Source organism: Clostridium sp. UBA7503 (genome assembly GCF_002477055.1).
GTDB classification, from domain to species: Bacteria; Bacillota; Clostridia; order Clostridiales; family Clostridiaceae; genus Clostridium_J; species Clostridium_J sulfidigenes.
On record NZ_DLNT01000021.1, the window covers coordinates 155,908 to 168,460 of the forward strand.

A 12,553-nucleotide genomic window follows, 5' to 3' on the forward strand; every position below is an offset into this window, starting at 1 on the left:
TACTATTCTCCAAACACATATCCAATACCAAAAACCGTAATAATATACTTAGGATTTTTAGAATCTGATTCTATTTTCTTGCGAATACGTCTTATGTTTACACTCAAAGTATTTTCATCTACAAAATTACCCTTAACATCCCAAAGCTTTTCTAGAAGCATTCCCTTAGTCATCACCTTTCCTTTATTTCTAACAAGTAGTTCTAAAAGCTTATATTCAGTTCTAGTTAAATTAATTTCATTCATTCTTTCAAAAACAGATTTTCTATAAAAATCTACTTTTAAATCCTTATATTGAAAAATATCTTTAGTATCAACTGACTGCCTTCTTAATATAGCATTAACTTTATGCTTTAATACTTCTAAGGAGAATGGCTTTGCTAAATAATCGTCGCAACCACTTTCAAATCCCTTCACCATATCCTCTTCTGTATCGTTAGCAGTAAAAAGTACAATGGGGAAATTAACTGTTTTCCTAATGTCATCACATAACTTCAGTCCACTTCCATCAGGTAAATTTACATCAAGTAACAAAAAGTCAATTTCATTACTTAAAATTAAATTCTTTCCATCCTCTTTTGTATAAGCCGAGAGTATATTATATCCCTCTTTTCTTAATGCAAAGGTAACACCCCTATTAAGAATTTTATCATCTTCAATTATTAGAATTGTCCTCATCATACCACCTCTTTTTCCATTATAACAAAAGTGGCAGATTGTATAAATCTGCCACTTAAATTAATTTTCTGTTTCTCTTATACGTTCTATTACACTTTTCTTTGAAGATGTTTCAAATACAACGCAAGGTGTAATTAAGCATACTAAAAATATAAATACTACTAAAGTTAATAGTGGCACTGTAGGAAATACAAACTCTGCATAATCTGCCATTTTCTTTGTTAACTCTGCTATTCCGTATATAATTCCCATTCCCAAAGTTAAAATAAATAAAGTAGTTATACTTGCATAATATGCTCCTTCAACAGTAAGCATCTTTTTAATTTGTTTCTTAGTCATACCCACGCTTTCCATCACCGCAAATTCCTTTAGTCTAACATTAACTCCTGTAATCATTACATTTATAAAGTTTAAAATTCCAATTAATATAAGAATGCCAGAAATTCCTCCCCCAAATATTTTCATTACCATTGATGTACTACTAAATTCTTCTCTAATATCACTTTTGGATTCTAACCATAAACCACGATTATTAGTTAATGTCTTTAATTCTTGTTTAATTTCAGATTCATATGCATCCTCAACATTTATTTGTAATAAGTAATATACTGCATCTTTATCTAATTTCTCCATAGCTGAATTACTAATATAAATTGTTGGTGCACCCACTACTCCACCTAAGCCATAAGGTAGGTCTCCATTAGCATCACTAATAATTTGTGCTTTATATCTAGCAGTAACCCCTTTATCTTTCATATTGAAATTTTTACCTTTCAATTCAGTATAAGGTGACTTATCCTTTCCGTCATAAAATCTTGGCTGAATTAAAGCTAAGCTCCCTTTTTTAAATTCTTCTATATCTATTTTATAATCAGCATATTCATTGTATCTCTCTATAATTTCATCATCTATTCCAAGAATCCAACTAGAATATATATTAGGTTCTTCTTTAATTTTATTTAAAAATGCGTTTAATTCTTCTTGAGATATTCCTCTTTTTATATGTTCTTCTTCAATTAAAGGTAAAAAGAAGTTATTAGTCATGTCTAACTCACCCATACTTACTTTTGTTATAGCTACATTTTTAATTCCTTGCAAACTTTTAATATTATCTACTAAATTTTCATCTAACTTCTCCTTATCAGTATTAATATTTTGAATTTCAAAATCATTTTTATTATACCTATTTATAAAATTATCTACCCCAAGGCTATCTAGAAATGTATTGATACTGAGAAAAGTTATAATACCCATGAATAATGAAAGAAATACAACTATCGCACGTTTTTTATCACGGAAAACGTTATACCAAGCCATTTTATAAAGCTTTCCTCCATTAGTTGATTTTCTACTTTTCTTTTGTTTCTTTACCTTTGTTCCAGAATATCTTAAAGCTTCCGTTGGTGAAATACTACTAGCAACTTTAGCTGGCTTATTACAACTTAGTATTACTGTTAATAGTGCAAATAGTGCCGCTCCAACAAAAATTAGAGGATTAAAGGATACATTAGCTGGCATTGCGCTTTCATTGTATCTTCCATTCTTAAGAGCACCCATAACTATTGGTACAATAAAAAAAGAAAATATAGCTCCTAGTATTAAGCCTACAGGAATACCCATTCTAGATAATCTTAAAATTTGCCCCTTAACGATTTTTTTTATTTGTCGTGGTGATGTTCCTATAGTTTTCATAAGACCATAAAAATTAATATCCTTGATTACGGATATATACATAACATTGTAAATAAGTAAGTATCCACTTAGCACTATAAATAATGCTATTATTATTATTGTAATTACAGTTGCAATTGCAGCACTTGATGACTCTTCACTTATATCATAGCTATATTGGAACTCTTGTCCTTGTTTACACTGAATTTTCGAACCTAAAATATCGGGTGCACTATCCTTTTCACTACTCTTTAAAGTCATAAGAGCAATTCCATCATTCTCCAAGGATAGATTGTTTTTGTTTATAAATTCTTCTGAAACCATTAAATATCCTGTATCTTGAACAATATCATAGTTAGTATAATACCCGCTTAACAAAAATTCCGACTCTTTTGACCCACTCTTTGTTTCATAGGAAACTTTTATTTTGTCCCCTATTTTAACATCTTTTAAATTCAAAAATTCTAATGCTTTTGTAGATGCCATAATCTGATTTTCTTCATTAGGATATTCTCCTTCAATATCGCTTATACAAGGAGTTATTTGGTTTTCCCAATCTACTTTATCATGATATTCCATATTTATTTTTGTTTTATTCTTCTCTAAAGAATCTGCCTTAACCCTACCTACATTAATTTCATATCCTAAACTTTTAAATATATCTAGTTTCTTTAATTTTTCATATTGGTCATTGGTTGCTCCTTTTAAAGTTGTAGTAGCCGTTGTACCTTGCATACGTAAATTTAGTACCCTATAGTTTTTAGCGAAACTAATGCCTATACTAAAAACTGTGGAAATCATAAAAGTTGTTAAAATTATAGCCACAATAGCAAATATATTTCTTGTTTTATTAGTTTTAAGAGATCTCTTAGTTATTCTCTTAACTACTTCCTTGTTATTATTTTCAAATATCATTACCTATCACCTCTTACTACTACCTTACCATCTTCTATTCTAATAACTTTGTCAGCAAGCTGTGCAATTTCTTCATTATGAGTAATCATGACCATAGTTTGATTAAATTTACTGCTAGTCATCTTTAAAAGTCCAATAACATCCATACTTGTTTTACTGTCTAGGTTTCCCGTTGGTTCATCTGCTAATATTATTGCAGGTTTTGTCGCTAGTGCTCTTGCAATTGCAACTCTCTGCTGCTGTCCCCCTGATAAGTTGTTAGGCATATTAGTGAGTTTTTCTTTTAATCCTAAAGTATCAATAATTGAATCTACATATTCCTTATCAATCTTTACTCCATCTAACTCTATAGGAAGTACTATGTTTTCATAAACATTTAATATTGGCACTAGATTATAATTTTGAAATATAAATCCTATATTTCTTCTTCTGAAAATTGTAAGTTCTTCATCCTTCATAGCACTTAATTTCTTTTCTAGTATATGAACATCACCACTAGTCGGTCTATCTAAGCCCCCTAACATATTAAGCAAAGTAGACTTACCACTACCTGATGTACCTATTATTGCTATAAATTCCCCTTCATTTATATCTATACTTACATCATCTAGTGCTTTAACTATATTGGGTTCCTCTCCATAAATTTTGATTAGCTTATCTGCTCTTAACATAATCATCTTTAATCACTCCATAATAATTATTTCCTATATATTGTATATTATCATTAACTTCTTACAACCTTCTTACAAAATAGTATTTTTTATCTATGTTTATTTTATATTTTTAAGGAAAACATAGTATTATAATTTTAATTTTTACGGAGGTTAATTGAGATCATATGAGAATACCAAATCATATTGGAATAATTCCTGATGGCAACAGACGCTGGGCTTTACTTAATAATCTGACCAAAGATAAAGGATATGAACATGGCATAAATCCTGGTCTTGAAGTATTTAAACTTTGCCAAAAAGAAAATATAAAAGAGTTGACATTTTACGGTTTTACTATAGACAATACCAAACGTCCCTCTGAGCAAAAGCTTGCTTTTATACAAGCTTGCATTGATTCTGTCATGCTTTTAACAAAGGAGGATTGTGAAATTTTAGTTATTGGAAATACTGAATCAAGTACTTTTCCTACGGCTTTAATTCCCTTTACAACTAGAAAAAAATTTGGTAATGGCGGTATTAAAGTAAACTTTCTAATCCATTATGGATGGGAGTGGGACTTAAATCTATTAAAAGAATCCAAGTCCTCTAATAAACATATTCTACCCTATATACATTCAGAGGATATTTCTAGAATTGATCTAATAATAAGATGGGGAGGTAGAAGAAGACTCAGTGGTTTCTTACCAATTCAGTCTGTTTATTCTGATTTTTACGTAATAGACACCTATTGGCCGAATTTTACTTCTATAGACTTCTACAATGCTTTAGATTGGTACAATGAACAAGATGTTACCCTTGGTGGTTAAAATAAGTTCAATAAAAAAGATATTTAAAGTAATTCACTTTAAATATCTTTTTATCTTATTCAAAACTTTAAATCTAATATTCCCTATTTATGAATGAACTGAAAGTTATAAATGTAATATTTTATACCTTTACTATATTTTTAAATGTCTTCATTGAAATAATTGCACTAACTCCAAATATAAGCATACTTACTAATACACTTATAATATAAGTACTCTTTAAATCTATGGACATAAAGTCTCCCAGTGTTCTAATAGCAAAGTAGCTATGAACTAGACCTACTAATACTGGTATTACATAAAATAATAAAATCTCTTTATTTATAGATTTTCTTAATTCTTTATTAGATGCTCCAATATTCAATAATATTTTATATTTACTTTTATCTTCATTGGCATCACTGTATATCCTAATATAGATTATACTAGCTTCTGCTAAAATAAATACTAAAAATAAAAATGCTCCTATTGCATAAATACCTTTCATCCACTCAATTCTTTTACTTTCATATATACCCAAGGTAGCATGAGTTGTTTCTATATCAATATGTTTACTCAGCTCATCCAGCATAGGTTCTAATTTTTTCATATTAAGAAACTCTTCTTCATTATTTACCTTAATTCCATAGAAATTAACTAATTTACTATTAGATTTTATTCTCTCATAATTTTCATCATTTACAACAATAGTTCTAAAATTTAATTCTGGACCAAAAGTACGTAACCTAAACTTACTTTCACTCACCTTAAATTTAATATCATTTACAGTTATATTATCATAGCTATAAAGACTAGCTATGGTTCCTGGCTTCTCAATTAAAATTACTTGATCGCCTTTAACCATCTCTTCATTTATTTTATTTAAGGTATCTTTATTTCTATTAGTATTTAATATATTAACTAATTGGTTATATGATACTATTATATAATTACTATTATTATAATCAGGTACATCTTTAAGAGTCTCTTTGGCTTTTAATACTTTAGTATTTAATTCATACTCTTCCTCTCCAACTACAGATAAGATATCTTTAATTTTTTCTTTACTTGTTATTTCATTTGATGAAGAGAAAGATATTGAATATAATCTATTATTAGCATCTGATTCACTATATGATGCTCTCATTGCAACTGATGTCCCCAGTACTGTTACTGTACAAGCTGTAAGAATTGCTATAGTTGCATAAGTTGTATAATTTTTCTTTAATCTATAAGCTAAATTATTAATAGTTATTATATTCTGTCCATTATATAAAATAGATTTTCTTTTAATAAAAAAATCAAATACAACTGGTAACACAGTCCCAAATAGTCCATAAGTACCTAGACAAACTAGAAGTAATGTAGTAACTGCATTCATTTTATTATGAAGTATTAGATAATATCCAGCTATAATTAACATTAATGAAACAAACGAAGCTATATATATCTTCCAATTTATCTTAGGCATTTTTTCCGTCTTCTTACTATCATTTAATAGGTCTATCACATTACTTTTAATAATACTTATAAATCCTTTTACGCTCATAAATAAAAATATTCCAAGGAATATTAAAACTGTATACACTATTGAATTTACTGTTACATTAAAAGTAACATTTATATTAAATTCTGCTAACTTAAACACTATCATTTGAAAAAATTTAGATAATATAATACCTATTCCTGTACCAAGAAAACATGAACTTAATCCAATAAGCATAATCTCAATGAAATAAATCTCCCCAATTGTAGCAGAGTCTAGCCCCATAAAAGTATAAATACCAATCTCCTTTTTTCTATTTCTCAAAAATATATTTGATGAGTACCATATGAAGAAAAACATAAATATTACAAGTATTGAAGTTAACATCTGTAATAGTAGTTTTGTATATTTCTCATTTAAAGTACCTAAATACTGCAAAGCATCTCCATCCATTAGTATCATAAAATTACTTAGGATAACTACAGAAAATACCATTGAAATAAAGAACATAGTATATACCTTTATGTTGTTTTTAAAGTTGTTATAAGCTATTTGGAAAATACTCATTACTTCGCACCTCCTAAAGATGCTAATAAATCTATTATCCTTCCATAAAACTCTTTTCTATTTGCACCCTTATTCAATTGACATTTTATTTCTCCATCATTTAATATGTAAACTCTATCTGAATAACTGGCACATAATGCATCGTGAGTAACCATTATAATTGTGGCCCTTTCCTCTTTGTTTACCCTATTCAAACATTCTAGTAAATCTGAAGATGACTTTGAATCTAAAGCCCCCGTGGGTTCATCAGCAAATATAACCTTAGGCTTTGTTATTAAAGCTCTAGTAGCAGCTCCCCTTTGTTTTTGTCCACCAGATAACTCATAAGGATATTTTCTCAAGTGCTCTTTAAGTCCAAATAAATCTGCAATTTTTATAACTCTGTCCTCTATCTCCTTACTTTTTTTCTTCCCTAATGCAAGGGGTAATGCTATATTATCCATTAAATTCATATTGTCCAAAAGATTATAGTCTTGAAATATAAAACCTATATTATCTCTTCTAAGTTTAGATAATTCTTTATTTTTAATTTTAGTTATATCTACTCCATCTAGCATTATTTCACCTTTAGTTGGTTTATCCAGTGTAGATATTAAGTTTAGCAAAGTACTTTTTCCGGCTCCTGAAGGCCCCATTATAGAAATAAAATCTCCTTCATTAACTGTAAGAGAAACCTTTTTTAAAACCTTATTCCTAAATCCTTTAATTCCATATTCCTTATCTACGTCATTTAATTTCAATATTTCTTTCACTGCTTTTTCCTCCAATATAATCACACTTAATTATTTTTAGATCAATATCTAATCTTTAATTTAATTATAATAGTTTTTATATTGGTTTTCCTTTGCTTAAAGTTACTTTTAAAGTTCTAAGGTTACATTTTGGTAACATTGAGGATTAATTGTAACGCCATTACATAGATAACTCTTTAATTAAGTCAAGCTTTTTAGATAATCTGATATTTTATAAAATCTTATTTTTAAAATAGTGTATTCTCCTTGAATTGATTCAATCTCTATTTTATGTTCCAATCTATCTATTATTTTTTTAGAGAAGTATAAACCCATACCAGTAGATTTATATGTGGTATTTCTTCCGTTAGTTCCTGTGAAACCTTTGTTAAAAACTCTGTCTATATCTTCTTTAGATATTCCTATTCCATTATCTTTGATGTACAATTCTACATACTTTTCATTATTTTTAACATAAAATTGTATCTTCCCCTGCCCTTTTATATATTTAATAGAATTATTAATAATTTGATCCAAAATATAAGCTAACCACTTCTTATCAGTATAAATATTATAATTTAAATCTTTTATTTCAATTTCTATATTATTTTTAATTAAAAAGAAGGCATTATTTTTTACACTTTGTTTTACTATATCCTGTAATATTTCTTCTTTAAGAAATATATCTTCAGCTGAAGCGGTAGACCGGCTCCCATACATAACTGAATTTACTAAAAAATTAATCTTCTCAACCTCATTTTTTACGCTATGTCCTATATCTCCATCTTCTATTCTCTCTGATATTATATTTAATGCACTTATAGGAATCTTTATTTCATGTACCCATTTAGAAATATACTCTTCCATATCACTTAAATTTTCTTCATATAATTTTATGCTTTTATACTTATTATAATCTTTACTTCTAATGATATAAGACATTATTTCCTCTTCTAATGATTCACCATTAATATCATTAATTAAAATCTCTTTATTATCATTCATTAACTTATATACTTCTCTATATACTTTTTTCCACTTACTATATTCCATAAATAAAAACACTAAATATATGCTCGTAATAATAAAATCTACATATATTAAATCTTTCAAGTTGTTTCTAAATGAAGTTAAACAGAATAAAAATAAATTTAATACTATAAATACAGTTATAAAGCATATTATATTTAATAATTTTTCATTAATAAATCTTCCTGTGTTCATTAAACCATATATCCAATACCCTTCTTTGTTTTAATAAAGTCATCAAGCCCAATTTCTTTAATCTTATTCCTAAGCCTTGTTACGTTAACCGTTAATGTGTTATCACTAACAAATTCGTCATCATTCCAAAGGCTCATCATAAGCCTATCTCTAGAGACAATCTTACCCCTGCTTTTAATTAACACAGACAATATCTTAATTTCATTTTTGGTTAACTCAATAATATTATTACCATATTTAAATGTACATCTCTCCATATCTAAAACTGCATTATTGTAATACATTATGGAATCATTTCCTGCATAATCATATGTCCTTCTAAGTAATGCATTTATTTTAGTTATTAAAACTTCCATGGAAAATGGTTTTGTAATATAATCATCTCCACCATTATTAATTCCCATAACCAGATCCATATTACAATCTCTTGATGATAAAAATATTATAGGTACCTTTGAAACCTCTCTAATTTTCTTACACCAATAAAAGCCATCATAATAAGGCAAGTTAACATCCATTATTACTAGCTGTGGATTTTTTTCTATAAACTCCTTTAGTATCCTATCAAAATTTTCTATTACGTTTGCTTTAAATCCCCATTTACTTAATGATAAAGACAATTCCTTTGATAAATCTAAATCATCCTCCACTAATAATATTTCCTTCATACTTTCTCCTTCTTATCTTTTTATATTTAAATATAAAACACTACTTACATTTATTACATTATACAATAAAAACAAACTCATTAAAATATTCCTTATTTTACTTAATCATTTACACCTGTCAACTTTAATCATCATTATCCTGTAACTTAAATTCAATATCTTCATATCATAATAGTGAGATACATCTTTATAAATCATATGTATTTATTTTAGTGTATTTCAAATTCCTTTTATATTACATACTCCCAAAACATAATCTTAGGAGTAAATATAAAAAGTGAGGTAATATATATGAGTAGTCATAGAAGACGTCATTCTAATTGTAAATGTGATTGCTGCTGTTGTTGTAATATACATTCATGTTGTGACAGATGTCCAACCTCTTGTTGTACAGGATTTTCAAACCGTAATTGCAATTCTAATTTTGGTTGTGATTGTAATAATAACCAATGGCTAATATGGTTGGTATTATTGGGTTGTGGCGGTTTTGGTGGCTTTGGAAACAACTGCTGTAGACGTGGATTATTCTGGTAGTAACTTAAGTAATTTTCACACTTGTGGTAATTCATAAATCAATATAAAGAAACACCTGATTAGTTAAAATACTATTCAGGTGTTTTGATTTTTTTCTTTAACATTTTAATTCTGACTAACATCTATTTGTATTTTAAATACATAAATTAAACTTATTAGAATTATCTCATTGTAATAATATTTATATTCTAATATTATAGATATGGGAATATAAACTAACTTAAAGGAGATATTTATGAAGGAGAATGAAATTACAATTGAAGCGTCCAAAATACTAAGCCTTTCCTTAGATATTGGTGAGCATATGCTACGAGTTGGTGGTGAAACTAATCGTGTTGAAGATACAATTATTCGTATTTGTAAGGTTTATGAAATTGATCGTATAGATGTTTTTTCAATAAGATCATTAATTATAGCTACAATAAAAACTAGTAATGAAGAAACTCTAACACAAACACGAAGGATTTACTCCTATGGAACAGACCTTAGTCAACTTGAGAGGCTTAACTCCTTATCTAGATATATATGTCAAACTAAACCTTCTTTCAATGAAATAAAGGATAAAATACAACAACTATCAGTAAGTGAACCCAGTATAAGGTGGAGTTCCTGCCTAGGATACATATTAGCTTCTAGTGGATTTTCTATCTTTTTTGGTGGTAATCTTATAGATGCTGTTGCTACTGCAATCATTGGTATACTTATATTCCTTATTGATACTTTTATCAAAAGAGAAAGCATTAATCAATTAATATATACCTTTGTTTGCTCAATTATTACTGGGCTAGCTGCAATTTTATTTACTAAAATAGGAATAGGCTCTAATGTTGATAAAATTATTATAGGAGATATTATGCTTCTTATTCCCGGAATTCCATTAATAAATTCCGTTCGCGATATGCTTTGTGGTGATATTATAGCTGGCCTATTACGATTAACTGAATCCATATTAATTGCCATAGCTATTGCCTGTGGTTTTGCTATTTCATTGATTATATTAGGAGGTATATTGCAATAATGAAGTATTTAATTCAAATCATTACTGCTTACATAGGTAGCCTAGGATTTGCCTTATTATTTAATATAAAAAAGGAAAGAATATTCTATGCATCTATTGGTGGTATTATTACTTGGTGTATCTATTTACTTTCCTTTTATTATTGGAATGATATTTTTATATCTAACATGATAGCCTCAATTCTAGGTACAGCATACTCTGAATTCTTAGCTAGAATTCATAAAGCACCTACAACTGTATTTTTATTGCCATCTATCGTACCTCTTGTACCTGGTGGCAGCTTATACTATTCTATGAGTTATGCTTTAGCTGGAAATAAAATAAAATTTGATCTTTACGCTCTTAATACACTTAAAACCTCCTTAGGGATTGCTGTTGGAATTATTGTAGTTTCAGTTGTTGTCTATCATTTAACCAATTATAAATGTAAACGCAGTAAAATATAAATTACCTATTAAAAAATTTAAAAATAAAGAAGTCTGTTAAGTTTAATTATTTACTTCAACAGACTTTTATGTGTATAGACTTTTTATATTTCTAATTTGCTGAACTCGCCGCTGCTGAGGTTGCTGCCATAGTTGCTGCAATGGTTGCCATCTGTTGTGCAATAATAATATTAGTAATATTATTAGATATGGTTCCTTCTAATAGATTATTCTTCATGTCACCAACATATTGAAGTGCTATAAAATTTGCAGAAAACATAGCACGTTGCACTTTACTAATGGAAAATGCTCCAAACCCTTTTTTATCTTTTAAGTATTCTGCACCATTCACTAATTCTTCTGCTATAAGGTTCATATCATTAGAAGTCATGGCAAGAACTCCAAGAGTTGACATTGTTCCGTTATAACGTAATTTATACTTCTTATCCTTTAAGCACTTATATAACTCTAAAACCTTCTTACATAATTCATCATCGTCATTATCTGCAAGAAGTAACACAAGTGCCAAGGCCTGCATATCATTTCCTCCGCCAAGGGTTGGTCTTAATCTATCTTCTATTGTTACTACACGTCTCATTGCCAATTCCAAATCAATATCTGTCATTGCCACCATTGCAACATAAATATAATCATCTTTACTTGTTAAAAATGGGTGTACTTTACGTAATCTATCATAAAACTCCTTCATACGACTAATAATTCTATTGTATTCACATTCAGTTTTTATTTTAGCAACCTGCATTGCCGCAATGGTAAGATACTCGGACCCCCGAAAATTCTGCTGTTTCATTTTATCATATAACATTTTAGTTTCCGTAAATAATCTCTCTGGATTTTCATCTAAAGATAGTATTGTTGCTATTATTGGGAGAGTAGTCCCTTTAAAACTAGAAAATATTCCTGTATTCTTTTTAATGTATTCTCTCATTTCTTTTATACGATTTGCATCTAATATACGTTCCTCATTGGTATATAGCATTGAACATAACATATGTGACAGTTTATAATCCCATTTCATTACTTTACCTAATTGCATTGTATAATCTGCAAATATATCTAATCTGTTTTCGATTCTAGTATTCATTATTTTAATATTCTCCTTTAATTTCTCATATTGACTATAATCCTGATTCCTACTCTATAATATGATTGTTATA

12 protein-coding genes are annotated in these 12,553 nt (G+C 28.2%); 4 read left to right on the forward strand and 8 right to left on the reverse strand.

Features of this window, described 5'->3' with window-relative positions:
- Positions 1–2: 2 nt before the first annotated feature.
- The 3 genes from B3630_RS06280 to B3630_RS06290 are packed head-to-tail and all read right to left on the reverse strand — an operon-like array spanning position 3 to position 3,940.
- The gene (locus B3630_RS06280) at positions 3–680 is read right to left on the reverse strand and encodes a response regulator transcription factor (RefSeq protein ID WP_346896504.1); all 678 of its coding nucleotides are present in this window, start codon (positions 678–680) and stop codon (positions 3–5) included.
- 57 nt (positions 681–737) lie between these two features.
- Positions 738–3,263: an FtsX-like permease family protein gene (locus B3630_RS06285; RefSeq protein WP_346896506.1), complete on the reverse strand. Its 2,526-nt coding sequence runs from the start codon at positions 3,261–3,263 to the stop codon at positions 738–740.
- On the reverse strand, positions 3,263–3,940 hold the full coding sequence (locus B3630_RS06290; RefSeq protein WP_346896508.1) for an ABC transporter ATP-binding protein: 678 nt from the start codon (positions 3,938–3,940) through the stop codon (positions 3,263–3,265). The genes B3630_RS06285 and B3630_RS06290 overlap by 1 nt, the downstream gene beginning before the upstream one ends.
- 161 nt (positions 3,941–4,101) lie before the next feature.
- Here B3630_RS06290 and B3630_RS06295 point away from each other — a divergent pair, with 161 nt between their 5' ends.
- The gene (locus B3630_RS06295) at positions 4,102–4,743 is read left to right on the forward strand and encodes an undecaprenyl diphosphate synthase family protein (RefSeq protein ID WP_346896510.1); all 642 of its coding nucleotides are present in this window, start codon (positions 4,102–4,104) and stop codon (positions 4,741–4,743) included.
- Positions 4,744–4,864: 121 nt separating this feature from the next.
- On the opposite strand, the gene B3630_RS06300 is transcribed toward B3630_RS06295, so the two are convergent.
- The 4 genes from B3630_RS06300 to B3630_RS06315 form a co-directional block, all read right to left on the reverse strand.
- A complete protein-coding gene (locus B3630_RS06300) occupies positions 4,865–6,775 on the reverse strand; it encodes an ABC transporter permease (protein ID WP_346896512.1) in 1,911 nt (636 codons plus the stop codon).
- On the reverse strand, positions 6,775–7,527 hold the full coding sequence (locus tag B3630_RS06305) for an ABC transporter ATP-binding protein (RefSeq protein WP_346896514.1): 753 nt from the start codon (positions 7,525–7,527) through the stop codon (positions 6,775–6,777). The genes B3630_RS06300 and B3630_RS06305 overlap by 1 nt, the downstream gene beginning before the upstream one ends.
- A 180-nt stretch (positions 7,528–7,707) precedes the next feature.
- Positions 7,708–8,559 carry a sensor histidine kinase gene (locus B3630_RS06310; RefSeq protein WP_346896516.1) on the reverse strand — a complete coding sequence of 284 codons (852 nt, stop codon included), beginning with the start codon at positions 8,557–8,559 and terminating at the stop codon, positions 7,708–7,710.
- Between the two features lie 170 nt (positions 8,560–8,729).
- On the reverse strand, positions 8,730–9,398 hold the full coding sequence (locus B3630_RS06315; RefSeq protein WP_346896518.1) for a response regulator transcription factor: 669 nt from the start codon (positions 9,396–9,398) through the stop codon (positions 8,730–8,732).
- 291 nt (positions 9,399–9,689) lie between these two features.
- Here B3630_RS06315 and B3630_RS06320 point away from each other — a divergent pair, with 291 nt between their 5' ends.
- From B3630_RS06320 to B3630_RS06330, 3 genes are all read left to right on the forward strand, one after another.
- On the forward strand, positions 9,690–9,932 hold the full coding sequence (locus B3630_RS06320) for a hypothetical protein (RefSeq protein ID WP_346896520.1): 243 nt from the start codon (positions 9,690–9,692) through the stop codon (positions 9,930–9,932).
- Positions 9,933–10,167: 235 nt separating this feature from the next.
- The gene (locus tag B3630_RS06325; RefSeq protein ID WP_346896522.1) at positions 10,168–10,950 is read left to right on the forward strand and encodes a threonine/serine exporter family protein; all 783 of its coding nucleotides are present in this window, start codon (positions 10,168–10,170) and stop codon (positions 10,948–10,950) included.
- Positions 10,950–11,396 carry a threonine/serine exporter family protein gene (locus B3630_RS06330; protein ID WP_346896524.1) on the forward strand — a complete coding sequence of 149 codons (447 nt, stop codon included), beginning with the start codon at positions 10,950–10,952 and terminating at the stop codon, positions 11,394–11,396. Before B3630_RS06325 ends, B3630_RS06330 begins: the two co-directional genes overlap by 1 nt.
- A 91-nt stretch (positions 11,397–11,487) precedes the next feature.
- On the opposite strand, the gene B3630_RS06335 is transcribed toward B3630_RS06330, so the two are convergent.
- On the reverse strand, positions 11,488–12,480 hold the full coding sequence (locus B3630_RS06335; RefSeq protein WP_346896526.1) for a DUF4003 family protein: 993 nt from the start codon (positions 12,478–12,480) through the stop codon (positions 11,488–11,490).
- Positions 12,481–12,553: the final 73 nt, after the last annotated feature.

Bases quoted from the DNA above. Each gene is read 5' to 3' on its own strand.
- B3630_RS06295 (WP_346896510.1), top strand. From the start codon at position 4,102: ATGAGAATACCAAATCATATTGGAATAATTCCTGATGGCAACAGACGC.
- B3630_RS06285 (WP_346896506.1), bottom strand. From the start codon at position 3,263: ATGATATTTGAAAATAATAACAAGGAAGTAGTTAAGAGAATAACTAAG.
- B3630_RS06310 (WP_346896516.1), bottom strand. From the start codon at position 8,559: ATGGAATATAGTAAGTGGAAAAAAGTATATAGAGAAGTATATAAGTTA.
- B3630_RS06330 (WP_346896524.1), top strand. From the start codon at position 10,950: ATGAAGTATTTAATTCAAATCATTACTGCTTACATAGGTAGCCTAGGA.
- B3630_RS06280 (WP_346896504.1), bottom strand. From the start codon at position 680: ATGATGAGGACAATTCTAATAATTGAAGATGATAAAATTCTTAATAGG.
- B3630_RS06335 (WP_346896526.1), bottom strand. From the start codon at position 12,480: ATGAATACTAGAATCGAAAACAGATTAGATATATTTGCAGATTATACA.
- B3630_RS06300 (WP_346896512.1), bottom strand. From the start codon at position 6,775: ATGAGTATTTTCCAAATAGCTTATAACAACTTTAAAAACAACATAAAG.
- B3630_RS06315 (WP_346896518.1), bottom strand. From the start codon at position 9,398: ATGAAGGAAATATTATTAGTGGAGGATGATTTAGATTTATCAAAGGAA.
- B3630_RS06325 (WP_346896522.1), top strand. From the start codon at position 10,168: ATGAAGGAGAATGAAATTACAATTGAAGCGTCCAAAATACTAAGCCTT.
- B3630_RS06290 (WP_346896508.1), bottom strand. From the start codon at position 3,940: ATGATTATGTTAAGAGCAGATAAGCTAATCAAAATTTATGGAGAGGAA.
- B3630_RS06320 (WP_346896520.1), top strand. From the start codon at position 9,690: ATGAGTAGTCATAGAAGACGTCATTCTAATTGTAAATGTGATTGCTGC.